Below are 25,847 nucleotides of genomic sequence, written 5' to 3'. Positions count from 1 at the left end.
CCGTAGATCCCACGGAACCCCGAAGGAACCCGCACTCATGAGTCGTACCAAGACAACACTGCTGGTGGCCCTGGGCCTGCTCGCCGGAGCCTCCGGAACGGCGTTCGCGGCCCTGCCCGGCGGCTCGGGCGCCGCCGTCGCCGCCGCGCCCTGCGCCGTCGACTACAAGATCCAGAGCCAGTGGGACACCGGCTTCACCGCCGCCGTGACCCTCACCAACAACGGCGCCGCCAAGTCGGCCTGGTCGCTGAAGTGGTCGTACGGCGGCACCCAGAAGGTCACGAACGGCTGGAACGCGAAGATCAGCCAGAGCGGTACCGCGGTCACCGCGGCCAACGAGAGCTACAACGGCGCGCTCGCGACCGGCGGCACGGTCAGCTTCGGCTTCAACGGCACGTTCAGCGGCACCAACTCCGTCCCCGCCACCTTCACGCTCGACGGCGTCACCTGCAACGTGGACGGCGGCAGTGGCGGCGGCACCGGCGGGGGAACCGGCGGTGACACCGGTGGCGGCACCGGTGGCGGCACCGGCGGAGACACCGGCGGGAGCACGGGCGGCGGAGGCGGTGGCGGGGACACCGGCAACCGCGTCGACAACCCCTACGCCGGGGCCAAGGGCTACGTGAACCCGGAGTGGTCGGCGCACGCCGCCGCCGAACCGGGCGGCAGCCGCGTCGCCAACCAGCCCACCGCCGTGTGGCTCGACCGGATCGCCGCCATCAACGGCGTCAACGGCGGGATGGGCCTGCGCGCCCACCTGGACGAGGCGCTGAAGCAGAAGGGTTCGGGCGAACTCGTCGTCCAGCTGGTCATCTACGACCTGCCCGGCCGCGACTGCTCCGCCCTGGCCTCCAACGGCGAACTGGGCCCGAACGACATCGACAAGTACAAGAGCCAGTACATCGACCCGATCGCGTCGATCCTCTCCGACGCCAAGTACGCGGGCCTGCGCATCGCCACCGTCATCGAACCCGACTCCCTGCCCAACCTGGTCACCAACGCGGGCGGCACCGCGGGCAGCACCGACGCCTGCGCGACCATGAAGGCCAACGGCAACTACGAGAAGGGCGTCAGCTACGCCCTCGACAAGCTGGGCGCCATCCCGAACGTCTACAACTACATCGACGCCGGCCACCACGCCTGGCTCGGCTGGGACTCCAACCTCGGGCCCACCGTCCAGGAGTTCTACAAGGTCGCCACCACCAACGGCGCGAGCGTGAACGACGTGACGGGCTTCATCGTCAACACCGCCAACTACAGCGCCACCAAGGAGCCGTACTTCAAGGTCACCGACAGCGTCAACGGGCAGACCGTGCGCCAGTCGAAGTGGGTCGACTGGAACCAGTACGTGGACGAGCAGTCCTTCGCCCAGGCACTGCACGACAAGCTCGTCGCGTCCGGGTTCAACAGCAACCTCGGCATGCTGATCGACACCTCCCGCAACGGCTGGGGCGGCTCCGCCCGGCCCACCAAGTCCGGCCCGCTGACCTCCGTCGACGACTACGTCAACGGCAGCCGTGTCGACCGGCGGCTCCACGCCGGCAACTGGTGCAACCAGAGCGGTGCCGGCCTCGGCGAACGGCCGACCGCCGCCCCGGCGGCCGGGATCGACGCCTACGTCTGGGTCAAGCCCCCGGGGGAGTCCGACGGAGCCAGCTCCGCCATCTCCAACGACGAGGGCAAGGGCTTCGACCGGATGTGCGACCCGACCTACGGCGGCAACGCCCGCAACGGCAACAACCCCACCGGCGCGCTGCCGAACTCGCCGCTGGCCGGGCACTGGTTCTCCGCCCAGTTCCAGCAGCTGATGCAGAACGCCTACCCGCCGCTGCCGTAACGGCGTGAGCGTCCGCCGGGGCCGGACCGCAGCGGTTCAGACCGCACCGGCCAGGCCCCGGCGGATCGCGCGCTCCACCGGTGAGTACGCCCCGTCCGGCCGGTCCAGTTCGTAGGGCACGGCCGGCAGCAGCGGGGGCTGCGCCAGGAAGCGGGGCCGGGTGCCGTGGTGCGGCTGGGCCGCGTGCACCAGGAACGGGTGACAGAGGTAGACGTCACCGGGGCGGCCCGTGGCGTGGGCCAGGGGGCGGTGGGCCGAGGCCGCCGCCACCCGGGGGCCCAGCTCGAGGAAGGACGCCCCCGCCTCGCCGTACGGCCGCAGCACCGCGGGCACGTCCAGATGCGACCCCACCCGGATCCGGGTCGGGGCGTCGTCCTGCGTGACCTCGCTGAACAGGAACAGCATCAGCAGCGCGCGGTCCCGGGAGCGCAGGTTCGTGTGGTAGTGCTCCTGGCCCTCGGGGAGGTAGCTGCCCTCGATGTGCCACCCGGCGTCGTCCGGTTCGCCAGGGTGCGGGAAGCGCAGCGGGAAGGTGCCCAGCGAGTAGCGCGGCTCCCAGCGCCCCGCGCCCACCAGCGCGTCGAACGCGTCGTGCAGCACCGGGGAGTTGGCCGCCGCCGCGAACGGTCCCTGGGCCATGCCGCCCACCCACACCACCGGGTCCTTCCAGGTGGCGCGGTCCTCCGGGTCGTAGCCCGTCTCCCGCCACAGCAACCGCGCGCAGTCCGCGGCGACCCTGGGCGGGACGGCTCCCTCGATCTTCACGAACCCGTCCTCGACGAAGCGCGCTGTGAGGTTGTCGTCCATGGGGCCATGGTCGTCGGTGACCTTGCCAGGACGCACCCGGTTTTTGCCGCATCGGCAACACCGCTGGCCTCCGTCCCGCGTGCCGTCGCACCCTGACCGCATCCGGAAGAGAGGCTGACCACCATGGCGCACGACCACCACCACGACACCGGGCACCGGCACGGCCACGGGCACGGCCACGGGCACCGGCACCACGGCACGGACATCGACTGGAACGGGATGGGTCCCCTGCTGGAGGCGCAGGCGGAGCTGTTCGCCCCGGTGTACGAGCGGGCCATGGCGTGGCTCGCGCGGGAGGTGACCGAGCCGGGGCTGATCGTGGACGCGGGCAGCGGGCCCGGAGTGGTCTCCTGCCTGTTCGCCGAGGCGTTCCCCGGGGCCCGGGTCGTCGCCGTCGACGCCACCGAGCCCCTGCTGGAGCGCGCCCGCGCCCGGGCCGTCCGGCGGGGCGTCGCCGACCGTTTCGACACCCTCTCCGGTGACCTGCCCGGTGTACTCGACAAGCTGGAGTACCCGGCCGACCTGCTGTGGGCCGGCCGCAGTCTGCACCACCTCGGTGACCAGCGTTCGGCGCTCGCCGCGTTCGCCGAGCGGCTCGCCCCCGGCGGCACCCTCGCCCTCCAGGAGGGCGGTCTGCCCTCCCGCTTCCTGCCCCGGGACATCGGCATCGGCCGCCCCGGACTGCAGGCACGGCTGGACGCCCTGGAGGAGGAGTGGTTCGGCCGGATGCGCGCCGGTCTGCCGGGCTCCGTCGCCGAGACCGAGGACTGGCCCGCCCTGCTGACCGCAGCCGGCCTCGAGCACGCCGGGACCCGCACCTTCCTGCTCGACCTGCCGGCCCCCGTCACCGACCGGGGCCGCGCCTACGTCGTCGCGCACCTGTCCCGGCTGCGCGAGGGCTTCGGCGACGCGCTGGACGCCGAGGACCGCGCCACCCTGGACCGGCTGCTCGACCCGTCCGACCCGGCGAGCGTGCACGTACGGCCGGACGTGTTCGTCCTTGCCGCGCACACCGTGCACACGGCGGTCCGCCGGGGATAGGGCCTTGTGGCGGGGCTTGACTTCGAGTGGTCTCCAAGTGATGGACTCCGGGCGTCTTCGACACCGCGGGACACACACGACACAGGGGGACCTCATGAACGACGCTCCGGTCGCGCTCATCACGGGCGGGGGCAGCGGTATCGGCGCCGCCGTGGCGCGGCAGCTGCTGGACGCCGGGCACCGGGTCACCGTCACCGGGCGCACAGAGCGGCGGCTGCGGGAATTCGCCGGGAGCCTGGGCGACCCCGAGGGACTGCTGACGGTCGCCGGGGACGCGTCGGCGTACGACGACGTGCGGCACGCGGTCGACCGCACGCTCACGGCGTTCGGCCGGCTGGACACCGTCGTCGCCAACGCCGGCGTCGCCACCCATGACTCCGTGGCGCAGGGCGACCCCTCCGGCTGGACCGAGATGGTCCTCACCAACGTCCTCGGCCCCGCACTCCTCGTCCGCGCCTGCGTCGAGGCGCTGAAGGAGACCCGCGGCCGAATCGTCCTCGTCGGCAGCGTCGCCGGGTTCGTGAACACCCCGGGCAATCTCTACGGCGCCACCAAGTGGGCGGTGACCGGTCTCGCCGAGAACACCCGGCGCCAGGTCACGGAGTTCGGGATCGGTGTCACCCTGGTCGCCCCCGGCCGGGTGGAGACCCCCTTCTGGGACGGCTACGGCAGCCTGCCCCCGGGGCACCTCCTCACCGCCGGCCAGATCGCCGACTCGGTGGTCTGGGCGATCCGGCAGCCGGCCGGGGTCGACGTCAACACCGTCGTCATCCGTCCGCTGGGCCAGCCCAACTGACGGATGCCCCGCCTCAGTTGTTGGCGATGAACTGCTTGGCCAGCTGGTCGCCGAGGGAGACCGCCGCGCTGTGGCTCTCGATGGGGGAGACCTTGGAGTTCTTGAACAGGATGTAGGTCACGCCCGAGTCGGCGCCGCCGGTGGCGGGGTCCGGGTCGATGCCGAGCGCCTTGGCGGTGGCGTACGACGCCTCGCCGATGATCTGCGTGGGACCGGTGTCGCCGACGACGGCGTACTCGACCTTGTTGTTGTAGATGACGGCGACCACACCGCCGCCCTTGATGCCGGCGTTCGAGTAGTTCCAGATGCTGCTGGTGCTGGGCACGACGACGTACGGCAGCGTCTCCGCCTTCAGCGGCTTGCCGTCGGACTGGTGGAAGGCGGTGTCGTCCTGGTACCAGGGGTCGCGGTCCTCGTTGCAGTTGGTGGTGCGCTGGCCGTCGCAGTCGATGTCCATGTCGGCCTTCCAGAACACCGCGCCGTTCTTGCCGCACACCGGGACCGTGGCCGACGTCTCCTCGTCCGTGCGGTACTTGCCGCTGGAGATCTGCGAACAGGACGTCACCTTGGCGAGCAGGTCGGCGGCGCTGACCGTGCCCTCCTGCGCGGACTTGGGGGAGGCGGCTGCGGAGGCGTGCGCGGGCAGGAGGCCGGCGGCGAGCAGGGCGGTGCCGGAGGCCACGGCGAGGCCGAGGGTACGGGAACGCATGTGGGGGACCCTTCTGTTAGGAAAGTTTCCTTACCGGGTGCCGTACACGGTGACCTGTTCGCCATGCCCCCGTCAACCCTGGTGTTGCGAACGGCCGAAACCTGTGCGTATTGCGGTGAGTTCCCTCGGAGGTGAGACTGGACGAGACGGATATGTCCTGCTCTGTCCGGCGCTGTCCGAGGTCCCTTCCCCGGAGGTGAGGCTCATGTTCGTCCGTGCGGTGTACGCGACCGGTGATCCGGCACTGCTGGACGCGGCCATCCGGTCGGTGAACAGCGAGGGGCGGGACCTGCTGGAGGAGCGCCCCGGATACCGGGGCGCGGGCGTGTTCGCGGACCGGGAACTCGGCAAGCTCCTCACGGTGAGCTGGTGGGAGACCGAGGAGGCGCGACGCAACAGCGACGAAGTCATGCGCGAGCGGCGCAAGGGGCTCCTGGAGCCCTTCGCCGGCACGATGGCGGTCGCCAACTACGAGGCCGCCGTGCTCCACGAGGTCAGGCACCCGCGGCACGGCGGCGGAGTGCGCGTCACCAGCATGGAGTTCGATCCGCGCGACGCCGATCTGGTCGTCGACACCTTCCGGGCCACGGTGGTGCCGAGGTCCGAGTCGCTGCCCGGACTCGCCGAGACGACCCTGTTGATCGACCGGGAACGGGGACGGGGCCTGACCGGCTCCCTGTTCGTCGACCGCGCCTCCATGGCCGCCTCGCGCGCGGCCGTCGCGGGCCTGCGGCACGCCGCGGCGGCCAAGGCGCACGTGGACGTGGTCGCCCTGGAGGAGTTCGAGGTCGTGCACGCGGACGTGCGCTACGGCTGAGCGCCAGGTCGCCGCCGGGTGCCGGGCGGCACACGGCCGTGCACCCCGCCGCGGTGCGGGGCGCACGGCCGTGCCGGGTGGTGCGGGGCGTCCGTTCGCGCCCGGTGGTCAGCCCACGTCGAAGACGGCCGGGTCGGGACCCAGGCGCCGGTCCTCGTTGAGCGCGCTGATCGCGGCGAGGTCCTCGTCGTCCAGGCTGAAGTCGAACACCTCGATGTTCTCCTTGATCCGGGACGGCGTCACGGACTTGGGGATCACGATGTTGCCGAGCTGGATGTGCCAGCGCAGCACGACCTGGGCCGGGGTGCGGCCGTGCTTCTGCGCGATGGCGACGATCGCCGGCACCTCCAGCAGGCCCTGGCCCTGGCCGAGCGGCGACCAGGCCTCGGTGGCGATGCCCTGCTCCGCGTGGAACTCGCGCGCCTCGCGCTGCTGCAGGTGCGGGTGGAGCTCGATCTGGTTCACGGCGGGGATGACCGAGGTCTCCTCGATGAGCCGCCGCAGGTGCTCGGGGAGGAAGTTGGAGACGCCGATGGCGCGGACGCGGCCGTCGGCGTGCAGCTTCTCGAACGCCTTGTAGGTGTCGATGTACGTACCCCGGGACGGCAGCGGCCAGTGGATCAGGTAGAGGTCGACGTAGTCGAGCCCCAGCTTCTCCAGCGACGTGTCGAAGGCGCGCAGGGTGGAGTCGTAACCGTGGTCGCCGTTCCAGAGCTTGGTGGTGACGAAGACGTCCTCGCGGGCCAGGCCGGAGGCGGCGATGGCCTTGCCGGTGCCCTCTTCGTTGCCGTAGATCGCAGCGGTGTCGATGCTGCGGTACCCGGCCTCCAGCGCCGTGGCGACGGCCCGCTCGGCCTCGTCGTCCGGCACCTGCCAGACGCCGAAGCCCAGCTGGGGCATCTCGACGCCGTTGTTGAGGATGATCGGGGGGACCTTGCTGCTCACGAGCCTCTTGATCCTTCGGTTGTCGACAAGGTGGTACGCATATGGTCAACGATCACGGGCCGCTCCGCATTCCTGACCGCGGAATCCGCCGCGACCGGCCGGCGCACCGCCCCGCTCAGCTGCGGTAGAGCGCCTCGACCTCGTTCGCGTACGCCTTCTCGATGGCCTTCCGCTTCAGTTTCAGCGACGGGGTCAGCAGGCCGTGCTCCTCGGTGAACGGCTGGGCCAGGATCCGGAAGGTGCGGATCGACTCGGCCTGGGAGACGAGGGTGTTGGCGGCGACCACCGCCCGCCGCACCTCCGTCTCCAGGTCCGGGTCGTGCACCAGTTCGGCCGGGGTCATCCTCGGCTTGCCGCGCATCTGGAGCCAGTGCTCGACCGCCTCCTGGTCGAGGGTGACCAGGGCCGCGATGTACGGGCGGTCGTTGCCGACGACGATGCACTGGTTGACCAGCGGGTGTTCGCGCACCCGCTCCTCCAGCACGCCCGGGGAGACGCTCTTGCCGCCGGAGGTCACCAGGATCTCCTTCTTGCGGCCGGTGATGGTCAGATAGCCGTCCTCGTCCAGGGAGCCGAGGTCGCCGGTGGCGAGCCAGCCGTCGTGCAGGGTCTGGTCGGTGGCCTTCGGGTTGTTCAGGTACCCCTGGAAGACGTTCGCGCCGCGCAGCCAGATCTCCCCGTCGTCGGCGATGTGCACGGTCATGCCGGGGATGGCCTGGCCCACGGTGCCGTAGCGGGTGCGCTCGGGCGGGTTGGCGGTCGCCGCGGCCGTCGACTCGGTCAGCCCGTACCCCTCGTAGATCTGCACGCCGGCGCCCGCGAAGAACAGCCCCAGCCGGCGGTCCATCGCCGATCCGCCCGACATCGCGTTCCGGATCCGGCCGCCCATCGCGGCCCGGACCTTCGCGTACACCAGCTTGTCGAAGAGCTGGTGCTGCATCCGCAGTCCCGCCGACGGGCCGGGCCCGGTGCCCCACGCCTTCGCCTCGACCGCCTCCGCGTACCTGACAGCGATGTCGACGGCCTTCTCGAACGGCCCCGCCTTGCCCTCCTTCTCGGCCTTGCGGCGGGCCGCGTTGAACACCTTCTCGAAGATGTACGGCACCGCGAGCACGAACGTCGGCTGGAAGGCGGCCAGGTCGGGCAGGAGGGCGGCGGCGTGCAGCTGCGGCTGGTGCCCGAAGCGGACCCGGCCGCGGATCGCGGCGACCTCCACCATCCGGCCGAAGACGTGCGCCAGCGGCAGGAACAGCAGCGTCGACGCCTCGTCGCCCTTCTTCGAGTGGAACACCGGCTCCCAGCGCTGGATCACCGTGTCCGCCTCGAACATGAAGTTGCCGTGGGAGATCACGCAGCCCTTGGGCCGGCCGGTGGTGCCGGAGGTGTAGATGACGGTGGCCACCGAGTCCGGGGTGACCGCCTCGCGGTGCCGGTGCACCACGTCGTCGTCCAGGTGCGCCCCGGCGTCGTACAGCTCCTGCACACAGCCCGCGTCCAGCTGCCACAGCCGGCGCAGCCGCGGCAGCCGGTCGATGACGGTGGCGATGGTCATCGCGTGGTCCTCGTGCTCCACGATCGCCGCGGCCACCTCGGCGTCGTAGAGCATCCAGAAGCACTGCTCGGCCGAGGACGTGGGGTAGACGGGCACCACCTGGGCGCCGATGGTCCACAGGGCGAAGTCGAACAGGGTCCACTCGTAGCGCGTGCGGGACATGATCGCGACCCGGTCGCCGAAGCGGATGCCGGACGCCAGCAGCCCCTTGGCGAGGGCCATGACCTCGTCGCGGAACTCGGCGGCCGTGACGTCCCGCCACTGCCCCGAGGCGTCCTTGCGGCCGAGCGCGATGTGCAGCGGGTCGGTCCGGGCATGGTCGAAGACGACGTCTGCCAGACCGCCCACCGGCGACGGCGACGCCAACGGAGGGTTGGTGAACTCGCGCAACCTCGCTCCCCGTGTTAGCGCCTCAGTGACGTTGGTCCACGCACCGCACAGCGCCGTGAAAGCTACCCCACCCGGTCGGTGCGCGGGAGGGGTGCGGAAACCGAGCAAACCTCACGTTCCGCCTGGGCGGCGGCCCTGAAATGCCCGCACATGGGGAAGGGCCGGACACAACTACTGACCAGTCAGTAAGTTTCGGTGCCGTAATCTCCACCGAATCTGTACGCGCCGATTACGGCCCCGCGCACGTGCCACGGCCCCGGACACGCCTCGGCCGGGGGCCGCCACGACGTGCCCTCCCGCGTCCCTGCCGGCCTGGCCGCGTGCCGGCCGGGGCCGGGCCGTGGGTCAGTCGCTCCTGCGGCGCAGTCGCTCGCCGCCCGCCAGGACCGCCGCCGCCAGGGCGTCCGCGGCGGCCTCGGCCGGGCCGCGGCGGTGGCCGTGGACGAGGACGAAGTCGACCTTGCCCAGTTCGGGCAGGCCGGCCCGGTCGGGCAGCCGGAACAGGCCGGGCGGTATCAGCCGCCGGGAGTGGGCCATCACCCCGAGACCGGCGCGGGCCGCCGCGATCAGCCCGCTGAGGCTGCCGCTCGTGCACACGATCCGCCAGTCACGGCCCTGCCGCTCCAGCACCTCCAGCGCGCGGGCCCGGGTGATGCCCGGCGGCGGGTACACGATCAGCGGAACGGGCCGGTCGGGATCCAGCCGCAGCCGCTCGGCGCCGATCCACACCAGGTCGTCCCGCCAGACCAGCTCGCCGCGCGGATCCCGTGGGAGCCGCTTGGCCAGCACCAGGTCGAGCTTCCCGGCGGCCAGCCGCTCGTGCAGGGTGCCGGACAGCTCGACCGTGAGCTCCAGGTCGACCTCCGGATGGTCGTAGCGGAACGCCTCCAGGATCTCCGGCAGCCGGGTCAGGACGAAGTCCTCCGAGGCCCCGAAGCGCAGCCGGCCACGCACGCGCGTGCCCGTGAAGAACGCCGTCGCCTGCTCGTGCACCTCCAGGATGCGGCGGGCGAACCCCAGCATCGCCTCGCCGTCCTCGGTCAGCTCCACCGCGTGGGTGTCCCGCGAGAACAGCTGCCGTCCGGCCGCGTCCTCCAGCCGCCGCACGTGCTGGCTGACCGTGGACTGGCGCAGCCCCAGCCGCCGGGCGGCCTGCGTGAAGCTCAGCGTCTGGGCGACCGCCAGGAAGGTGCGCAGGTGGGTCGGTTCGTACACGACGCCGAGCCTAGCGCGGTCATCGCGGAACATGATGACAGTCAGAGCGGTATCCGGGATTCCCGATCAACGTCCCGAGGAGGACAATCGAGAGGGGCCCCACGGGCCCGCGACCGCACGTCACCCACAGCAATCGGAGCACCGTGAAACGCCTGCGCCGGCCGACCTGGATGCCGATCGACCCGTACATCGTGCTGCTGCTCGGCACGGTCGGTCTCGCCGCGCTCCTGCCGGCCCGGGGCACCGCGGCCGACGTGACCTCGGGTGCCTCCACGGCCGCGATCGGGTTCCTCTTCTTCCTCTACGGCGCCCGGCTGTCCACCCGCGAGGCGCTGGACGGGCTCAAGCACTGGCGGCTGCACGTCACCGTGCTGACCTGCACCTTCGTCGTCTTCCCGGTGTTCGGGCTGGCCGCACGCGGACTGGTGCCGGTCCTGCTGACCCAGCCCCTCTACCAGGGCCTGCTGTTCCTGACGCTGGTGCCGTCGACCATCCAGTCGTCCATCGCGTTCACCTCGATCGCCCGGGGCAACGTGCCCGCCGCGATCTGCGCCGGCTCCTTCTCCTCCCTCGCCGGCATCGTCCTCACGCCGCTGCTCGCGGCGGGGCTGCTCGGCGGTGAGGCGGTCGGGTTCTCCGCGGACTCGGTGGTGAAGATCGTGCTCCAGCTGCTGGTGCCGTTCCTCGCCGGGCAACTGCTGCGGCGCTGGATCGGCGGGTTCGTCACCCGGCACAAGAAGGTCCTCGGGCTGGTCGACCGCGGCTCGATCCTGCTGGTCGTCTACACCGCGTTCAGCGAGGGCATGAACCAGGGCATCTGGCACCAGGTCAGCCCCGTGCGGCTGGCCGGACTGCTCGGCGTCGAGGCCGTCCTGCTGGCCGTGATGCTCGTACTGACCTGGTACGGCGCCAAGGCGCTCGGCTTCGGCCGGGAGGACCGGATCGCCATCCAGTTCGCCGGGTCGAAGAAGTCCCTCGCCTCCGGGCTGCCGATGGCGAGCGTCCTGTTCGGCAGCCACGCCTCGCTGGCCGTCCTGCCGCTGATGCTCTTCCACCAGATGCAGCTGATGGTGTGCGCGGTCATCGCCAAGCGGCGCGCCCGTGACCCGGAGGCCGCGGACACGGCCGGCGCGTCAGCCGCGGACGCGGTCGAGGGGCAGCCACAGGACCGTGTCCTGCGGTGAGCGCAGCACCTTGGGGTCGGCGAGTTCGGCGTCGGTGAGTGCCCGGTCCCAGACGCGCGCCTCGTCCAGCGCGCCGGTGAGGAAGGCCCGGCTGTCCATGCGCTGACCGAGGTGCACCCCGAAGGGGGAGTTGCGGCTGACGGAGCCCGGCACGTCGGCGGCGGACGACAGCGCACCGTCGACGGACAGCGACAGCCGGCCCCCGCCGCGGCGGAGCACGGCGTGGTGCCACCGGCCGTCGTTGTACGCGGTGTCCGTGCGCACGGCCACGGTCTGCGGCGCGGCGGCCCCGTTCCGCACGGTGATCAGCCCCCGCACCCGGTGGTCCGCCGGCTCCCCGCGCAACCACACCTGCGGCTGGCTGGTGCCGGTCCCGCCCATCCACAGCAGCGGCTGCTCCCCGGCCGTCGCCGCGTACCGGAACCACAGCGACACCGTGAAGTCCTTCGTGCCGAGCGGGAGCCCGGTGCGGTACGGCAGCCGTACGGCGTCGTCGGTGCCGTCGAACTCCAGCGCGCCCCCGGACACCCCGTCCGTCTCCTCCGGCCCGCCCAGCACCGCCGCCGGCCGGGCGTGCGGGGCGAGGTCGGCGGTGACCGGGTCGGGGCCGCGGCGCGGGGTCAGCCAGTCCTCGGTGAAGCGGGCGAAGCGGATCTCGTCGCGGGCGTCCACCGCGCCGCCCTCGTACAGCAGGCCGACCGTGCCGGAGCCGACGCGCACCAGGTCGGAGTAGCCGGACCAGTCCGTGGTGACCACCGTGCCGCGGTCGACACCGTCCCAGGTCCGGCCGCCGTCGTAGGAGGAACGGATCATCATCGTGCGCCGCCGGTCGGGATCGCCGGGGCAGGCGAGCAGGAGGCGGTCGCCCAGCCGCAGCAGCGATCCCTGCACCTGCGGGGTGTACAGATCCGGCAGGTCGCGGAAGGGCGCGGTGAAGCTGCTCCCGCCGTCGCGGCTGACGGCCTGGGTGCGGTGGCCGAGATCGGTGCCGTCCTGCTCCCGGCCGCTGACCAGGACCGAGCCGTCGCCGCGCTCGGCGAGCGTGAGCTCGGAGGGCTTCTGCCGGAAGGTGCCGTCGGCGGCGACGGGCCGGCTGTCGGTGGCGCCGGTCCGCCAGTGGCCGCCGTGGTCGTCGCTGACGATCAGGGCCGCGTGGTTGGCGGTGACCCGGCTGCCGTCCCAGGTCTCGGTGTTCACCCCGAACACAAGGCGCCCGGCGTACCGGCCGCGGGTGAGCTGGATGCCGTGCACGGGACCGGTGGCGTACCAGGAGTTCCAGTCGGCGGGCAGGATCTCGGGGCTCAGGTCGCGCGGCGGTGACCAGGTCCGGCCGTCGTCGTCGCTGTACTGCAGGTGCGGGGTGCGGTCGCAGGGGACCGTGCAGCTGGCGCTGTCCGTACGGCCCGTGTTGTACGTCTCCGCCAGCCAGACCCGGCCGGTGGCGCGGTCCACGACCGGCGCCGGGTTGCCGTGGGTGTCGCCGGCGCCCTCGTTGACCACCTGCAACGGACCCCAGGTGCGCCCGCCGTCGGTGGAGCGCTTGAGCACGATGTCGATGTCGGCCGCGTCCCCGCAGTTGAGGACCCGGCCCTCGGCGAACGCCAGCAGGGTGCCTTCGGCCGCCCTGACGACCGCCGGGATCCGGAAGCACGCGTACCCGGGGTCCTGGGCGGCCTTGAACAGCACCTGCTGCTCGAACGCCGGGGAACCGCCCGCCGGCTGGGCGTGCGCCGGATGGGCGGGGAGGAAGGGCAGGAACAGGCCGGCGGCGGTGACGAGCGTGGCCGCGAGACGGGCACGAAGACCTGACAGCACGGACGACCTGCCCTTCCACCATCGAATATGCGGACATCCGGACATCCCACGTCCGTCGTGCGTCCTCCGAACGGTAGTGGGCAGTGGCGCGGGTCACAAGAAGCGTGCGACGCTCAGGGGCGCAGGACCACCTTGCCGAGGTTGGCCCGGCCCGTGACCACCTGGTGCGCCGCCGCCGCGTCCTCCAGGGCGAACTCCCCGTGCACGGCGGGCTCGAGGGCGCCCTCGGCGAACAGCCGCCACAGCTCCCGCCGCCACCGCTCGTACAGCTCCGGCCGGCCGCGGGCGATCAGCGCCATCTGGAAGCCGATCACCGACTTGGCCCCGACCAGCAGGTCGTACGCCTGGACGGTGCCGCCACCGGAGCTGTAGGCGACCAGGCGGCCGTGCGGGGCGAGCGCGGCGAGGGCCGGGGTGAGCAGGTCGCCCCCGACGGCGTCCAGGACGCAGTCGACGGGATCGCCCCAGGAGTCGTCGCCGTACCGCACGCAGTCGTCCGCGCCGAGCGAGCGCACGAAGTCCGCCTTGGTCCGGCCGGGCACGGCCTGGGGGTCCCCCGGGCCGGACACGGCCCCCAGCACCCGCCCCGCGCCCAGCGCCCGCGCCAGCTGCACCGCGAGATGGCCCACGCCGCTCGCCGCCGCCGTGACGAGGACCGACTCTCCCGGCGCGAGCCGGCCCGCCTCCAGCGCCCCCCGGGCCACCAGGCCGCTGCGCACCAGCGCCACCGCGGTCACGGCGCCGGCGCCGTCCGGCACCGGTGAGGCCATGGCCTCGTGCAGCAGGGCGTACTCGGCGTACCCGTGCCCGAAGCACAGCCCGGTCACCCGGTCGCCGGGGTGGAAACGGGTCACGCCCTCGCCGGCCGCCACCACCTCGCCCGCGACCTCGCCCCCCAGCGGCACCGGCTTTGCGGCCTCGGTCACCTTGCGGACCATCGGCAGCGTGACGCCGACGGCCGCGCAGCGCACCAGCAGCTCACCGGGGCCGGGCACGGGGACGGGCACCTCCTCGACGAACAGGGGGCCGCCGGTGGACTCGTACCGGACGCGACGCATCGCAACCTCCTGGGCCGGGCGCACCCGGCACCGCAATCGTTGGGAGTCCCAACGGTAGGGGAAGATTCATTGGGAAGTCCAATGATTCTTCGGCTAGGCTGCCGTCATGGCCGAAGCACCCCTGCCCGCGATCCGCTCCCTGCCCAGCTGGCTCCTCGGCCGGGCCGCCGCGCGGGGCCGTGCCCTGGTCGCCGAGGCGCTCGCGGCGGAAGGGCTGAAGATGTGGCACCACGTCGTCCTCTCCGCCGTCCGCGACCTCGCACCGGTCGCCCAGGCGGACCTGGGCCGTGGCGTGCGCCTCGACCCGAAGGACGTCGTCGGCATCCTGAACGACCTGCAGTCCGCCGGTCTGGTCGAGCGCGCCCCCGACCCCCGCGACCGGCGCAAGAACGCCGTGTCCCTCACCGAGGAGGGCGCCCGTCTCCTCGTGCGCTGCGAGAAGGCCGCCCGCGAGGCCAACGACGAACTGCTCGCCCCGCTGTCGGCCGCCGAACGTGATCAGTTCATGGGCCTGTTGATCCGGATTTCCGGCACGGACGGCTGACGGCGGCTAACGTTCCGTCATGACCGCAGCTCCCGTGCTGGATCCGCAGCGCACCGCCCTCCTCCTCGTCGACCTGATGGACCGCATCGTCGCGCTGCCGCTGGAACCCCGCGCAGGCACCGCGGCGCTCGCCGCCGCGAAGGAGTTGGCGGCCACCTTCCGCCGCGCCGGCGCCCTCGTCGTCCTCGTGCGGGTCGAGCGCCCCGCGGTCGCCGAACAGCCGCCCGGCAGCGGTCTGGTGCCCGGCCTGCTCCGGGACGGCGACCTGGAGGTCGTCAAGCGGACCCTCGGCGCCTTCCAGGGCACCGGCCTGGACGAGCGGCTGCGCGAACGCGGCGTCACCACCCTGGTGCTCGGCGGCATCGCCACCAACCTGGGTGTCGAGTCCACCGCCCGCGCCGCCGCCGACCTCGGCTACGACCTGGTCTTCGCCGAGGACACCATGGCAGCGTTCACCGCGGCCGAACACGAGGCATCGGTACGCCTCGACTTCCCGAGACTGGGCACGGTGACGAGGTCGACGAACATCACCTTCGCCTGAACAGCCCCCACAAAGGGCAAGGGCCCACCGAGTGCAGCTGTCCCCACGCGTCGGCCGCGAAGAGAGCCGCAGGGGGCGCGCCGGTGTCGAGACCGCGAACGCGCGGAGGCGCGGAGCGCTGAGCACGATCGTGGTCTCGACACCGGCTGAGGCGCCCCCGGAGGCGAACGAAGCAATGGGGGCGGCCGCGGAGCGCTGAGCACGATCGTGGTCTCGATGCCGGCTGAGGCGCCCCCGGAGGCGAACGAAGCAAGTAGTGACGGAGCCCCGCGGGCGCAGGGGGCGCTCCCCGCCGGGCGGGGCCCCGCCGCCGTGTCGCGGGGGGCCGGTCAGCCCTGGGCGGCCGCCTCCCGCAGGGCGATCCGGTCCTGGCCCGCGTACACGTTCATCGAGCTGCCCCGGAGGAAGCCCACCAGGGTCAGCCCCGTCTCCGCGGCCAGGTCGACCGCCAGCGACGACGGCGCCGACACGGCCGCGAGCACCGGTATGCCCGCCATCACGGCCTTCTGCGCCAGTTCGAAGGAGGCCCGGCCGGAGACCATGAGGATGGTCCGGGACAGCGGCAGGGCGTCGTTCTGCAGGGCCCGGCCGACCAGTTTGTCGACCGCGTTGTGCCGGCCGACGTCCTCGCGGGTGTCCAGCAGTTCCCCGTCCTCGCTGAACAGGGCCGCCGCGTGCAGGCCCCCGGTCCGGTCGAACACCCGCTGGGCCGCCCGGAGCCGGTCGGGCAGGCTCGCCAGGAGTTCGGGGGTGACCCGGAGCGGGGGAGTGTCGGCGATGGGCCAGCGCGCGGTCGTGCGGACGGCGTCCAGGCTGGCCTTGCCGCACAGTCCGCACGAGGAGGAGGTGTAGACGTTCCGTTCCAGTGTGAAGTCGGGGAGCGTGACGCCCGGCGCGGTCTTCACGTCGACCACGTTGTACGTGTTCGAACCGTCCGCCGTCGCCCCGGCGCAGTAGACGATGTTCTGCAGGTCGGACGCCGTGGCGAGGACTCCTTCGCTCACCAGGAAGCCGGCCGCCAGCGGGAAGTCGTCGCCGGGGGTGCGCATGGTGATCGCGAGCGGCTTGCCGTTCAGCCGGATCTCCAGGGGTTCCTCGGCGACGAGCGTGTCCGGCCGGGTGGAGACCGCCCCGTCGCGGATGCGGAGGACCTTGCGTCGTTCCGTGACTCGTCCCATGGTGTGATCAGCCCCGGTTCTGTACGTGCTGGTAGCCGAATCGGCCCTTGATGCAGAGATTGCCGTGGGTCACCGGGTTGTCGTGCGGCGAGGTGACCTTCACGATCTCATTGTCCTGCACATGGAGGGTGAGGGTGCAGCCGACCCCGCAGTACGCGCAGACGGTGGTCGTCTCCGTCTGCCGGGACTCGTCCCAGTCGCCGGCCGCCCGCAGGTCGAACTCGCGTCTGGCGGACAGCGCCCCGGTCGGGCACACCTCGACGCAGTTGCCGCAGAAGACGCAGGCCGAGTCGGTCAGCGGCGCGTCGTGCTCCACGGCGATCCGCGCGTCGAAACCGCGCCCGGCGACCGAGATGGCGAAGGAGTTCTGCCACTGGTCGCCGCAGGCGTCGACGCACTTGTAGCACAGGATGCACTTGGCGTAGTCGCGTACGTACAGCTCGTTGTCGATCTTCGGTTCGTCGTTCAGGCGGGCCGCGCCGGGGCCGAAACGGTCCGGCTTCGCCTCGTACTCCTTGATCCACTCGGCGGCCCGGGGTGTCGTCGACAGGTCGGCCGAGGAGGCCAGCAGCTCCAGGACGATCTTGCGGCTGTGCCGGACGCGCTCGGTGTCCGTGCGCACCTCCATGCCGGGCTCGGCCCGGCGCGAGCAGGCCGGCACCAGCGTCCGCGACCCCTCGACCTCCACCACGCACACCCGGCAGGCGTTCTTGGGGCGCAGGGTGTCGCCCTGGCACAGCGTCGGGACGTCCTTGCCCGCGGCCCGGCAGGCGTCGAGGACGGTGGCGCCCTCGGGGACCCGGGCCTCCTGCCCGTCGAGCGTGAACTCGACCAGCCGGCGCGGCACCCCGACAGGTATCGCGGTCATGTGTAGGCCCCCAGACGGTCGATGGCGGATTCCACGGCGTTCCACGCGGTCTGTCCCAGGCCGCAGATCGAGGCGTCCCGCATCGCCCGGCCGACCTCCCGCAGCAGGGCGACGTCGTCCGCTGCGCCGGCGCCGGTGCGGTCCGCGATCCGGCGCAGCGCCTCCTCCTGGCGCACGGTGCCGACCCGGCAGGGCACGCACTGCCCGCAGGACTCCTCCCGGAAGAACTCGGCGATGCGCAGCAGCAGCCGGGGCAGCGGCACGGTGCCGTCGAAGGCCAGCACCACCCCGGAGCCCAGCGTGGCGCCCGCCTCCCGGGTGCCTTCGAAGGTGAGCGGAAGGTCCAGCTCGTCGGGCCGTACGAACCCGCCGGCCGCCCCGCCGAGCAGCACCGCCCGCAGCCCCGGGCGCACCCCGGCCAGGCCCAGCAGTTCGCCGAGCGTGGCACCGAACGGCAGCTCGTACACCCCGGGCCGGTCGACGCTGCCGGAGACGCAGAACAGCTTCGGCCCGGTGGAACGCGCCGTGCCGATCGCCGCGTACGCCGGGGCGCCCATGGTCAGGATCGGCAGGACGTTGACCAGTGTCTCCACGTTGTTCTCGGCGGTCGGCTTGCCGAACAGGCCCTTCTCCACGGGGAAGGGCGGTTTGCTGCGGGGTTCGCCGCGGTGGCCCTCGATGGAGTTGAACAGGGCGGTCTCCTCGCCGCAGACGTAGGCGCCGGCGCCGCGCCGGATCTCGATGTCCAGGTGGTAGCCCTGGCCGAGGATGTCGTCGCCGAGCAGCCCGCGGGCCCGGGCCTGGTCGATCGCGTGCTGGACCCGGCGGACCGCGCGCGGGTACTCACCGCGGATGTAGACGAAGGCCCGGTGCGCGGAGACCGCGTAGGAGGCGATGGTGATCGCCTCGACGAGCGCGAACGGATCGCCCTCCATCAGCACCCGGTCCTTGAAGGTGCCGGGCTCGGACTCGTCGGCGTTGCACACCAGGTAGTGCGGGTGGTCCGGCTGGGACGCCGTGGCCTGCCACTTGCGGCCGGTGGGGAAGGCCGCGCCGCCGCGCCCGACCAGGCCCGCGTCCGTCACCTCCCGGATCACCCCGGCCGGGCCGAGCGCGAAGGCCCGGCGCAGGGCCGTGTAGCCGCCGTGCGCCCGGTAGTCGTCCAGCGAGGACGGGTCCACCGCACCGATCCGGCGCAGCAGCGTCAGCGAGGGGTCTCCCGCCTGCGGCACGGCCGCCACGGCCGGCGGCTCCTCGGGTGCCGCGTCCGGCGCGCCCGCCGCGTCGACGGCCTCGGCCACGGACGCGGGCGCCGACACCGCCGTCCGCACCGGGTCGCCCGCCCGGACCGCGAGCGCGGCCGGGGCGCGTTCGCACAGGCCCAGGCAGGGACCGCGCTCGACGCCGACCGCGCCGGCGGGGCCGAGCCTTGCCTCGATCCCGGCGCACACCTCCTCGGCGCCGGCGGCCATGCAGGCGAGGTCGGTGCAGACGTGCAGGACGGTCGCGGGGCGCGGCCGGACGGAGAACAGGGCGTAGAAGGTGGCCACCCCGTACGCCTCGGCCGGTGGCACGGTGAGCCTGCGGCACAGGTAGCCGAGGCCGCCCTCGCTGATCCAGCCGACGCGGTCGTTGAGGGCGTGCAGCCCCGGCAGCAGCAGGTCGCGCCGGTCGCGGGCCGCCCGTCCGCCGCGCGCCCACCGCAGGTCGGCGTCGGTGCGGTCGGCGCCCTCCCAGGCGGACCGCGGGGGGCCCAGCAGGGCGTCCACGGCGGCGCGTTCGTCGTCCGTCGGTTCGCCGTCGCCGAAGTGCAGGTCCACGAAGGTCACCTCACATAGGTCACTGCGGGCAGCTTCTCGATCCGGATCGCCGACGCCTTGAACTCCGCCGTCCCCGCGATCGGGCAGTTCGCCTCGATGGTCAGCCGGTTGGTGTCGACCTCGTCGGGAAAGTGCATGGTCATGAAGGCGAGGCCGGGACGCAGGGCTGTGTCGATCCACACGGGGGCCACGACCGAGCCCCGCCGTGAGGACACCCGCACCTCCTCGCCGACGACGACCCCGTACCGCTCGGCGTCCTCCGGGCACAGCTCGACGTACTCGCCGCGCCGCAGCGGGGAGGCGAAACCGCCGCTCTGCACACCGGTGTTGTAGGAGTCCAGCCGCCGGCCGGTGGTGAGCCGGAGGGGGTACTCCTCGTCGGTGAGGTCCACCGGCGGATCGTGCCGCACCAGCCCGAACGGCGCCGGCCTGCCCCGCCGTCCGGGGTCCTGCTCCCACAACCGGCCGTGCAGGAAGGGGGGTTCGAGTCCCTCGGTGCTGGGGCAGGGCCACTGGATGCCCTGGTGCTCCTCCAGCCGGCGGTACGTCATCCCGTAGTGGTCCGGGGACACCGACCGCAGCTCGTTCCACACGGCCTCCGCACCGGCGTACTTCCAGTCGTGGCCCAGCCGGGCGGCCAGTTCGCAGATGATGTCGATGTCCTCGCGGGCCTCACCGGGCGGGGTGACGGCCCGCCGGACCCGCTGCACGCGCCGCTCGCTGTTGGTGGTGGTGCCCTCGGTCTCCGCCCAGCCGGCGGTCGCGGGCAGGACCACGTCCGCCAGTTCGGCGGTCCTCGTGAGGAAGATGTCCTGCACGACGAGGAAGTCCAGGGCCTTCAGACGGCGTACGGCCTGTTCGCCGTCGGCCTCCGACTGGGCCGGGTTCTCCCCGACGCAGTACACCGCGCGCAGCCTGCCGTCCTCCATCGCCTCGAACATCTCCGTCAGGTTCAGCCCGTAGTGCGGCTGGATGACGGTGTCCCAGGCCGACTCGAACTTCAGCCGGACGTCCGGATCGAGGATGTCCTGGAAGCCGGGCAGCCGGTTGGGGATGGCGCCCATGTCGCCGCCGCCCTGCACGTTGTTCTGCCCGCGCAGCGGCTGAAGCCCGGAGCCGTAGCGGCCGACGTGGCCGGTGAGCAGGGAGAGGTTGATCAGCGCGCGGACGTTGTCGGTGCCGTTGTGGTGCTCGGTGATGCCGAGGGTCCAGCACAGCTGGGCCCGCTCGGCGCGGGCGTAGGCGTGGGCCAGCTCCCGGATGGCGCGGGCCGGTACGCCGGTCACCTTCTCGGCCAGGGACGCCGTCCAGGGCTCGACCAGCTTGCGGTACTCCTCGAAGCCGGTGGTCGCCCGCGCGACGAACGCCTCGTTCACCAGTCCGGCGCGGATGATCTCCCGGCCGATCGCGTGCGCCATCGGGATGTCGGTGCCGACGTTCAGCCCGAGCCAGCTCTCCGCCCACTCGGCGGTGGAGGTCCGGCGCGGGTCGACGGCGTACATCCGGGCGCCGTTACGGATGCCCTTCAGCACGTGCTGGAAGAAGATCGGGTGCGCGAAGCGGGCGTTGGAGCCCCACATCACGATGACGTCGGTGTGCTCGATCTCCTCGTACGACGACGTGCCGCCGCCGGAGCCGAACGCGGCCGACAGCCCCGCCACGCTGGGCGCGTGACAGGTCCGGTTGCAGGAGTCGACGTTGTGGGTGCCCATCACGACCCGCGCGAACTTCTGTGCCACGTAGTTCATCTCGTTGGTGGCGCGGGCGCAGGAGAACATGCCGAACGCGCCCCGGTTGCGCTCCAGGCCCCGGGCGGCGCGGTCCAGCGCCTCCTGCCAGGTCGCCTCCCGGAACGGTTCGTCGCGGGAGTCGCGCACCAGGGGACGCGTCAGCCGGGTGTAGGTCTTCGGTTGCCGGTTCCTCATGCGGCGCTCCTCAGGGCGAGCAGGTCCGAGATGGCGTGCACGGTGCGCAGGGTGGGCACCTCCACGCCGGTGATCTCCGCGAGCTCGACCACGGCGGCGAGCAGCGCGTCCAGTTCCAGCGGCTTGCCGCGCTCCAGGTCCTGGAGGGTGGAGGTGCGGTGGTCGCCGACGCGTTCGGCACCGGCGAGCCGGCGTTCGATGGAGACGCCCACCTCGCAGCCGAGGGCCTCGGCGACACAGAGCGTCTCGCGCATCATCGTCTCGATGACCCGGCGGGTGCCGCCGTGCCGGCACATCTGCCGCATGGTGGCCCGGGCCAGGGCGCTGATGGGATTGAAGGAGATGTTCCCGAGCAGCTTCAGCCAGATGTCGTTGCGCAGGTCGGGCTCCACGGGACACTTCAGCCCGCCGGACCGCATCGCCCCGCTCAGCTCCAGACAGCGCGCCGAGACACTGCGGTCCGGCTCGCCGAGGGAGAACCGGGTGCCCTCCACGTGCCGCACCACGCCGGGGGCCTCTAGTTCCGTGGCCGCGTAGACGACACAGCCGACGGCCCGTTCGGGGGCGAGGACCGCGCTGACGGCGCCGCCCGGGTCGACGCTCTCCAGGCGGCGGCCGTCGTAGGGGCCGCCGTGCCGGTGGAAGTACCACCAGGGGATGCCGTTCTGCGCGGCCACCACCGTGGTGCGCTCGTGCAGCAGGGGTGCGATCAGCGGCCCGCACGCCGCGTACGCGGTGGCCTTCAGGCCCAGGAAGACGTGGTCGACCGGGCCGACCTCGGCCGGGTCGCCGGTGGCGTGGGGGTGCGCGGTGAAGTCGCCGCGCGGGCTGATCACCTTGACGCCGTGCCGCCTCATGGCCGCGAGATTCGGTCCACGGGCGATGAGGTGCACGTCGGCGCCGGCGCGGTGGAGCGCGGCACCGACGTAGGCGCCGATGGCACCGGCGCCGAGGACTGCGACTTTCACAGGGACGCTCCGTTCGGTTCGAGGGATACCGCGGAGGTGACGACGGGAGCCGGTGACACATCGGCTGAATGCTGTCGACGAAATATTGTCTACAGTATGGAGTCGTCGTCAGCAAGGGTTCCCGCGGCGGCCGTTGCCGGAACCGCGCGGCCGCCGACCGCTGGGCGCAGCCTGCATACCGTTCACCGCATACGGTCGACGGCCGCCTTCTCAACTCCCGTGCCCCGCCCTACCGTCCGGCGTCATGAGCAGCCCCCCTGTCGCACCCCCGGGCTGGAGCCGCTGGCTCGTCCCGCCCGCCGCCCTCTCCGTCCACCTCTCCATCGGCCAGGCCTACGCCTGGAGCGTCTTCAAACCGCCGCTCGAATCCGCGCTCGGCCTCGACGGCACCCAGAGCGCGCTGCCCTTCCAGGTGGCGATCGTGATGCTCGGCCTGTCGGCCGCGTTCGGCGGCACCCTCGTCGAGCGCAACGGCCCGCGCTGGGCGATGACCGTGGCGCTCGTCTGCTTCTCCTCCGGCTTCCTGATCTCCGCCCTCGGCGCCAGGACGGAGCAGTACTGGCTGATCGTCCTCGGCTACGGCTTCGTCGGCGGGATCGGCCTCGGCATCGGCTACATCTCGCCCGTCTCCACCCTGATCAAGTGGTTCCCGGACCGGCCGGGCATGGCCACCGGCATCGCCATCATGGGCTTCGGCGGCGGCGCCCTGATCGCCTCGCCCTGGTCGGCCCAGATGCTCGCGTCCTTCGGCTCCGACAACGATGGCATCGCCCTCGCCTTCCTGGTGCACGGGCTGTCGTACGCCGCCTTCATGACCCTCGGCGTCCTCCTGATCCGTGTGCCGCGCACCGAGAAGCCCGTAGAGAGCGGGCCGAGCGCCGTCGACGGCGTGCAGGTATCGGCCCGCGAGGCCGTGCGCACCCCGCAGTTCTGGTGCCTGTGGGTCGTGCTGTGCATGAACGTGACCGCCGGCATCGGCATCCTGGAGAAGGCCGCGCCGATGATCACGGACTTCTTCGCGGACAGCTCCACCCCCGTGTCGGCCTCGGCCGCGGCCGGCTTCGTCGCGCTGCTGTCGGCCGCCAACATGGCCGGCCGCATCGGCTGGTCCTCCACCTCCGACAGGGTCGGCCGCAAGAACATCTACCGTGTCTACCTCGGCGTCGGCGCGCTGATGTACCTGCTGATCGCGTTGTTCGGGGACACCTCGAAACCGCTGTTCGTGCTGTGCGCGCTGGTGATCCTCTCCTTCTACGGCGGCGGCTTCGCGACGATCCCCGCCTATCTGAAGGACCTCTTCGGCACCTACCAGGTCGGCGCCATCCACGGCCGGCTGCTGACCGCCTGGTCCACGGCCGGCGTCCTCGGGCCGCTGATCGTCAACTGGATCGCCGACCGGCAGGAGGCGGCCGGCAAGCACGGGCCGTCGCTGTACGGGCTGTCGTTCGGCATCATGATCGGCCTGCTCGTCGTCGGCTTCGTCGCCGGCGAACTCGTCCGCCCCGTCCACCCCCGCCACCACGTCCCCGCCCCGAGGGAGGCCGCAGATGCCCAGCGACAGCAGCCCGCCTAGCCGCAGGGGCCTGATCGCCCTCGCCTGGCTGTGGGTGGGCACACCCCTCGCCTACGGCCTGTACGAGCTGGTGCGCAAGGCGACACAGCTGTTCACCGGGTGAGATGCCGGGCGTCCGGGTGCCTGGGCGAAGCCGACAACCCGGGCGCCCGATTCCTGTGGCTTCACCTGCCGCCGTACTCGCGAGTCACTGATCAGACTGTGGATCCCGCAACCCACGGCACGAGGGGATACCCGGCATGAACGGCTCGCGCATCGCCGCCATCGGTCACTACCAGCCCGCCAAGGTGCTCACCAACGACGACCTGGCGGGCATGGTCGACACCAGTGACGCGTGGATCCGCAGCCGGGTCGGCATCCGGACCCGGCACATCGCCGGTCCCGACGAACCGGTCGACGAACTGGCCGCGCACGCCGCCGCCAAGGCCCTCGCCGCGGCCGGACTCGCCCCCGCCGACATCGACCTGGTGCTGGTGGCCACGTCCACCGCGATCGACCGCTCCCCGAACACCGCCGCCCGGGTGGCCGCCCGCCTCGGCATCCCGCGGCCCGCCGCGATGGACGTCAACGTCGTCTGCGCCGGCTTCACCCACGCCCTCGCCACCGCCGACCACACCGTCCGGGCGGGCGCCGCGACCCGGGCGCTCGTCATCGGCGCCGACAAGATGTCCGACGTCACCGACTGGACCGACCGCAGCACCTGCGTCCTCGTCGGTGACGGCGCCGGGGCGGCCGTGGTGGAGGCGTGCGGTCCGGACCGTGAGCCCGGGATCGGGCCGGTGCTGTGGGGGTCGGTGCCCGAGATGGGGCACGCCGTGCGGATCGAGGGCACGCCGCCCCGGTTCGCGCAGGAGGGGCAGAGCGTCTACCGCTGGGCCACCACCCAGCTGCCTGCCATCGCCCGCCAGGCCTGCGAGAAGGCCGGAGTGGCCCCCGAGGACCTCGCCGGGGTCGTGCTGCACCAGGCCAACCTGCGGATCATCGAGCCGCTGGCCGAGAAGATCGGCGCCGTGGGCGCGGTGGTCGCCCGCGACGTCACCGAGTCCGGCAACACCTCGGCCGCCAGCATCCCGCTCGCCTTCTCCAAGCTGGCCGAACGCGGAGCGCTCAGCACCGGCGATCCGGTGCTGCTGTTCGGCTTCGGCGGCAACCTGTCGTACGCCGGCCAGGTCGTGCGGTGCCCCTAGCGGTGGTGCCCATACGAGCCGCGGAGGGCTCATATGCGGTACTCGGCTGGATTGCCCCGTGCTTCCGTACGCCGGGTGCTGAATACTGTGCACCGTAGACTGTAGACGAAAGACAATCGATACTGAGCCGAAGCGAGCGTAGGGCCCACGCGTCAGACCTGCCCAGGAGGGGACCGCGATGTTGTCGACCGGACTGCCGCAGGGGGCGGTGCCCAAGCTGGAACGGCCCGGCCCGCTGCGCGAGCGCGTCTACGAGGCGCTGCTGGAACTCATCACCACCCGCGCTCTCCAGCCCGGCCAGCACCTCGTGGAGAGCGAACTCGCCGGACACCTCGGGGTCTCCCGGCAGCCCGTGCGCGAGGCCCTGCAGCGGCTCAACACCGAGGGCTGGGTCGATCTGCGGCCCGCCCAGGGCGCGTTCGTGCACGAGCCCACCGAGGAGGAGGCCGACCAGCTCCTGACGGTCCGCACCCTGCTGGAGGCGGAGGCCGCCCGGCTGGCCGCCGCGCACGCGGACAACGCCGGCATCACCGTGTTGGAGGAGCTGTGCGCCGAGGGCGAGACGGCGGTGGCGGCAGAGGACGTGGACCGTGCGGTCGCCCTCAACGCGGCCTTCCACGCCAAGGTGATGGAACTGGCCGGCAACACCGTCCTCGCCGGGCTCGCCGCCCAGGTGGACCGGCGGGTCCGCTGGTACTACACGCCGGTGGCCCGGCAGCGCGGCCGGCAGTCGTGGCGCGAGCACCGCGAACTGATCACCGCGATCGCCGCCCGTGACGAGCAGCGCGCCACCGAGCTGATGCGCGCGCACACCGAGCACACCCGGCGCTCGTACCACGAGCGGAACGCGACCTGACCGTCCGTCTCCCGCGTAGGGCGACCACGGTGGTACGCGGAGCGGCTCGCGAGTTGGGCGGCGTCCTCGCCGAGGGGTCGCGCTTGGGGCGCGGGCGTGGTGCGACCTGAGCGTGCGTCTGCGTGGTGGGCCGGCCGCGGTGGCAGTGGAAGCGGATCGCGAGTTGGGTGGTCTCCTCGCCGAGGGGTGGCCGCGCTTGGGGGGCGAGCGCGTTGCGACCT

The 25,847-nt window shown here is 72.4% G+C and carries 22 protein-coding genes; 10 read left to right on the top strand and 12 right to left on the bottom strand.

Annotated elements, in window-relative coordinates; translation table 11 throughout:
- Positions 1 to 37: 37 nt before the first annotated feature.
- A complete protein-coding gene (locus AB0946_RS35330; protein WP_366764794.1) occupies positions 38 to 1,837 on the top strand; it encodes a glycoside hydrolase family 6 protein in 1,800 nt (599 codons plus the stop codon).
- A gap of 36 nt (positions 1,838 to 1,873) precedes the next feature.
- Here the strand turns inward: AB0946_RS35330 and AB0946_RS35325 are convergent, their stop codons facing one another.
- Positions 1,874 to 2,644 (bottom strand): phytanoyl-CoA dioxygenase family protein, encoded by a 771-nt coding sequence (locus AB0946_RS35325; protein ID WP_366764793.1) that lies wholly within the window; start codon positions 2,642 to 2,644, stop codon positions 1,874 to 1,876.
- A gap of 123 nt (positions 2,645 to 2,767) precedes the next feature.
- Between AB0946_RS35325 and AB0946_RS35320 the strand changes: the two genes are divergently transcribed.
- Positions 2,768 to 3,685 carry a class I SAM-dependent methyltransferase gene (locus AB0946_RS35320; protein WP_366764792.1) on the top strand — a complete coding sequence of 306 codons (918 nt, stop codon included), beginning with the start codon at positions 2,768 to 2,770 and terminating at the stop codon, positions 3,683 to 3,685.
- A 94-nt stretch (positions 3,686 to 3,779) separates the two neighbouring features.
- Positions 3,780 to 4,481, top strand: a complete 702-nt coding sequence (locus AB0946_RS35315) for an SDR family NAD(P)-dependent oxidoreductase (protein WP_366764791.1) — start codon at positions 3,780 to 3,782, stop codon at positions 4,479 to 4,481.
- Positions 4,482 to 4,494: 13 nt separating this feature from the next.
- On the opposite strand, the gene AB0946_RS35310 is transcribed toward AB0946_RS35315, so the two are convergent.
- A complete protein-coding gene (locus AB0946_RS35310; RefSeq protein WP_366764789.1) occupies positions 4,495 to 5,190 on the bottom strand; it encodes a glycoside hydrolase family 75 protein in 696 nt (231 codons plus the stop codon).
- 205 nt (positions 5,191 to 5,395) lie between these two features.
- Between AB0946_RS35310 and AB0946_RS35305 the strand changes: the two genes are divergently transcribed.
- A complete protein-coding gene (locus tag AB0946_RS35305; protein WP_366764788.1) occupies positions 5,396 to 6,007 on the top strand; it encodes a hypothetical protein in 612 nt (203 codons plus the stop codon).
- Between the two features lie 108 nt (positions 6,008 to 6,115).
- Here the strand turns inward: AB0946_RS35305 and AB0946_RS35300 are convergent, their stop codons facing one another.
- From AB0946_RS35300 to AB0946_RS35290, 3 genes are all read right to left on the bottom strand, one after another.
- On the bottom strand, positions 6,116 to 6,952 hold the full coding sequence (locus AB0946_RS35300) for an aldo/keto reductase (protein WP_366764787.1): 837 nt from the start codon (positions 6,950 to 6,952) through the stop codon (positions 6,116 to 6,118).
- Between the two features lie 115 nt (positions 6,953 to 7,067).
- Positions 7,068 to 8,894 (bottom strand): AMP-dependent synthetase/ligase, encoded by a 1,827-nt coding sequence (locus AB0946_RS35295; RefSeq protein ID WP_366764786.1) that lies wholly within the window; start codon positions 8,892 to 8,894, stop codon positions 7,068 to 7,070.
- 345 nt (positions 8,895 to 9,239) lie between these two features.
- Positions 9,240 to 10,109, bottom strand: a complete 870-nt coding sequence (locus AB0946_RS35290) for a LysR substrate-binding domain-containing protein (protein ID WP_366764785.1) — start codon at positions 10,107 to 10,109, stop codon at positions 9,240 to 9,242.
- 170 nt (positions 10,110 to 10,279) lie between these two features.
- Between AB0946_RS35290 and AB0946_RS35285 the strand changes: the two genes are divergently transcribed.
- On the top strand, positions 10,280 to 11,293 hold the full coding sequence (locus AB0946_RS35285; RefSeq protein WP_366764850.1) for a bile acid:sodium symporter family protein: 1,014 nt from the start codon (positions 10,280 to 10,282) through the stop codon (positions 11,291 to 11,293).
- On the opposite strand, the gene AB0946_RS35280 is transcribed toward AB0946_RS35285, so the two are convergent.
- Both AB0946_RS35280 and AB0946_RS35275 read right to left on the bottom strand, forming a co-directional pair.
- A complete protein-coding gene (locus tag AB0946_RS35280) occupies positions 11,243 to 13,108 on the bottom strand; it encodes a sialidase family protein (RefSeq protein ID WP_366764784.1) in 1,866 nt (621 codons plus the stop codon). The genes AB0946_RS35285 and AB0946_RS35280 overlap by 51 nt on opposite strands.
- Positions 13,109 to 13,221: 113 nt before the next feature.
- Positions 13,222 to 14,166 (bottom strand): zinc-binding dehydrogenase, encoded by a 945-nt coding sequence (locus tag AB0946_RS35275; RefSeq protein WP_366764783.1) that lies wholly within the window; start codon positions 14,164 to 14,166, stop codon positions 13,222 to 13,224.
- A 106-nt stretch (positions 14,167 to 14,272) separates the two neighbouring features.
- On the opposite strand from AB0946_RS35275, the gene AB0946_RS35270 reads away from it, so the two are divergent.
- Entirely contained in the window at positions 14,273 to 14,710 is a 438-nt protein-coding gene (locus tag AB0946_RS35270) for a MarR family transcriptional regulator (protein ID WP_189886858.1), read from the top strand.
- Positions 14,711 to 14,729: 19 nt separating this feature from the next.
- Complete coding sequence (locus tag AB0946_RS35265; protein WP_366764782.1) at positions 14,730 to 15,251, top strand: isochorismatase family protein; 522 nt, start codon at positions 14,730 to 14,732, stop codon at positions 15,249 to 15,251.
- 329 nt (positions 15,252 to 15,580) lie between these two features.
- On the opposite strand, the gene fdhD is transcribed toward AB0946_RS35265, so the two are convergent.
- Genes fdhD through AB0946_RS35240 form a run of 5 tightly spaced genes read right to left on the bottom strand, consistent with a single transcriptional unit; the run spans position 15,581 to position 22,010 of the window.
- On the bottom strand, positions 15,581 to 16,429 hold the full coding sequence (gene fdhD / locus AB0946_RS35260; RefSeq protein WP_366764781.1) for a formate dehydrogenase accessory sulfurtransferase FdhD: 849 nt from the start codon (positions 16,427 to 16,429) through the stop codon (positions 15,581 to 15,583).
- Positions 16,430 to 16,436: 7 nt separating this feature from the next.
- Positions 16,437 to 17,297 carry a 2Fe-2S iron-sulfur cluster-binding protein gene (locus tag AB0946_RS35255; RefSeq protein WP_366764780.1) on the bottom strand — a complete coding sequence of 287 codons (861 nt, stop codon included), beginning with the start codon at positions 17,295 to 17,297 and terminating at the stop codon, positions 16,437 to 16,439.
- Entirely contained in the window at positions 17,294 to 19,117 is a 1,824-nt protein-coding gene (locus tag AB0946_RS35250; protein WP_366764849.1) for an NADH-ubiquinone oxidoreductase-F iron-sulfur binding region domain-containing protein, read from the bottom strand. Before AB0946_RS35250 ends, AB0946_RS35255 begins: the two co-directional genes overlap by 4 nt.
- Before the next feature lie 5 nt (positions 19,118 to 19,122).
- Positions 19,123 to 21,042 carry a molybdopterin-dependent oxidoreductase gene (locus AB0946_RS35245; protein WP_366764779.1) on the bottom strand — a complete coding sequence of 640 codons (1,920 nt, stop codon included), beginning with the start codon at positions 21,040 to 21,042 and terminating at the stop codon, positions 19,123 to 19,125.
- On the bottom strand, positions 21,039 to 22,010 hold the full coding sequence (locus AB0946_RS35240; RefSeq protein ID WP_366764778.1) for a 2-dehydropantoate 2-reductase: 972 nt from the start codon (positions 22,008 to 22,010) through the stop codon (positions 21,039 to 21,041). Before AB0946_RS35240 ends, AB0946_RS35245 begins: the two co-directional genes overlap by 4 nt.
- A 244-nt stretch (positions 22,011 to 22,254) precedes the next feature.
- Between AB0946_RS35240 and AB0946_RS35235 the strand changes: the two genes are divergently transcribed.
- The 3 genes from AB0946_RS35235 to AB0946_RS35225 all read left to right on the top strand — a co-directional run bounded on the left by AB0946_RS35235 (position 22,255) and on the right by AB0946_RS35225 (position 25,626).
- Positions 22,255 to 23,583: an OFA family MFS transporter gene (locus AB0946_RS35235; RefSeq protein WP_366764777.1), complete on the top strand. Its 1,329-nt coding sequence runs from the start codon at positions 22,255 to 22,257 to the stop codon at positions 23,581 to 23,583.
- A 239-nt stretch (positions 23,584 to 23,822) separates the two neighbouring features.
- Positions 23,823 to 24,770 (top strand): beta-ketoacyl-ACP synthase III, encoded by a 948-nt coding sequence (locus AB0946_RS35230; protein WP_366764776.1) that lies wholly within the window; start codon positions 23,823 to 23,825, stop codon positions 24,768 to 24,770.
- 178 nt (positions 24,771 to 24,948) lie between these two features.
- Positions 24,949 to 25,626 carry a GntR family transcriptional regulator gene (locus tag AB0946_RS35225; protein WP_366764775.1) on the top strand — a complete coding sequence of 226 codons (678 nt, stop codon included), beginning with the start codon at positions 24,949 to 24,951 and terminating at the stop codon, positions 25,624 to 25,626.
- The last annotated feature ends 221 nt before the right edge of the window (positions 25,627 to 25,847 follow it).

It is taken from the genome of Streptomyces sp. NPDC046870 (genome assembly GCF_040704595.1).
Classification (GTDB): Bacteria; Actinomycetota; Actinomycetes; order Streptomycetales; family Streptomycetaceae; genus Streptomyces; species Streptomyces argyrophylli.
Note: the sequence above shows the minus strand (reverse complement) of the source record. Positions and strands in the feature narration are given on the sequence as shown.

Excerpts from the sequence above, each read along its gene's own strand:
- AB0946_RS35330 (WP_366764794.1), top strand. The coding sequence starts at position 38 with ATGAGTCGTACCAAGACAACACTGCTGGTGGCCCTGGGCCTGCTCGCC.
- AB0946_RS35325 (WP_366764793.1), bottom strand. The coding sequence starts at position 2,644 with ATGGACGACAACCTCACAGCGCGCTTCGTCGAGGACGGGTTCGTGAAG.
- AB0946_RS35320 (WP_366764792.1), top strand. The coding sequence starts at position 2,768 with ATGGCGCACGACCACCACCACGACACCGGGCACCGGCACGGCCACGGG.
- AB0946_RS35315 (WP_366764791.1), top strand. The coding sequence starts at position 3,780 with ATGAACGACGCTCCGGTCGCGCTCATCACGGGCGGGGGCAGCGGTATC.
- AB0946_RS35310 (WP_366764789.1), bottom strand. The coding sequence starts at position 5,190 with ATGCGTTCCCGTACCCTCGGCCTCGCCGTGGCCTCCGGCACCGCCCTG.
- AB0946_RS35305 (WP_366764788.1), top strand. The coding sequence starts at position 5,396 with ATGTTCGTCCGTGCGGTGTACGCGACCGGTGATCCGGCACTGCTGGAC.
- AB0946_RS35285 (WP_366764850.1), top strand. The coding sequence starts at position 10,280 with ATGCCGATCGACCCGTACATCGTGCTGCTGCTCGGCACGGTCGGTCTC.
- AB0946_RS35275 (WP_366764783.1), bottom strand. The coding sequence starts at position 14,166 with ATGCGTCGCGTCCGGTACGAGTCCACCGGCGGCCCCCTGTTCGTCGAG.
- AB0946_RS35270 (WP_189886858.1), top strand. The coding sequence starts at position 14,273 with ATGGCCGAAGCACCCCTGCCCGCGATCCGCTCCCTGCCCAGCTGGCTC.
- AB0946_RS35265 (WP_366764782.1), top strand. The coding sequence starts at position 14,730 with ATGACCGCAGCTCCCGTGCTGGATCCGCAGCGCACCGCCCTCCTCCTC.
- fdhD (WP_366764781.1), bottom strand. The coding sequence starts at position 16,429 with ATGGGACGAGTCACGGAACGACGCAAGGTCCTCCGCATCCGCGACGGG.
- AB0946_RS35255 (WP_366764780.1), bottom strand. The coding sequence starts at position 17,297 with ATGACCGCGATACCTGTCGGGGTGCCGCGCCGGCTGGTCGAGTTCACG.
- AB0946_RS35245 (WP_366764779.1), bottom strand. The coding sequence starts at position 21,042 with ATGAGGAACCGGCAACCGAAGACCTACACCCGGCTGACGCGTCCCCTG.
- AB0946_RS35235 (WP_366764777.1), top strand. The coding sequence starts at position 22,255 with ATGAGCAGCCCCCCTGTCGCACCCCCGGGCTGGAGCCGCTGGCTCGTC.
- AB0946_RS35230 (WP_366764776.1), top strand. The coding sequence starts at position 23,823 with ATGAACGGCTCGCGCATCGCCGCCATCGGTCACTACCAGCCCGCCAAG.
- AB0946_RS35225 (WP_366764775.1), top strand. The coding sequence starts at position 24,949 with ATGTTGTCGACCGGACTGCCGCAGGGGGCGGTGCCCAAGCTGGAACGG.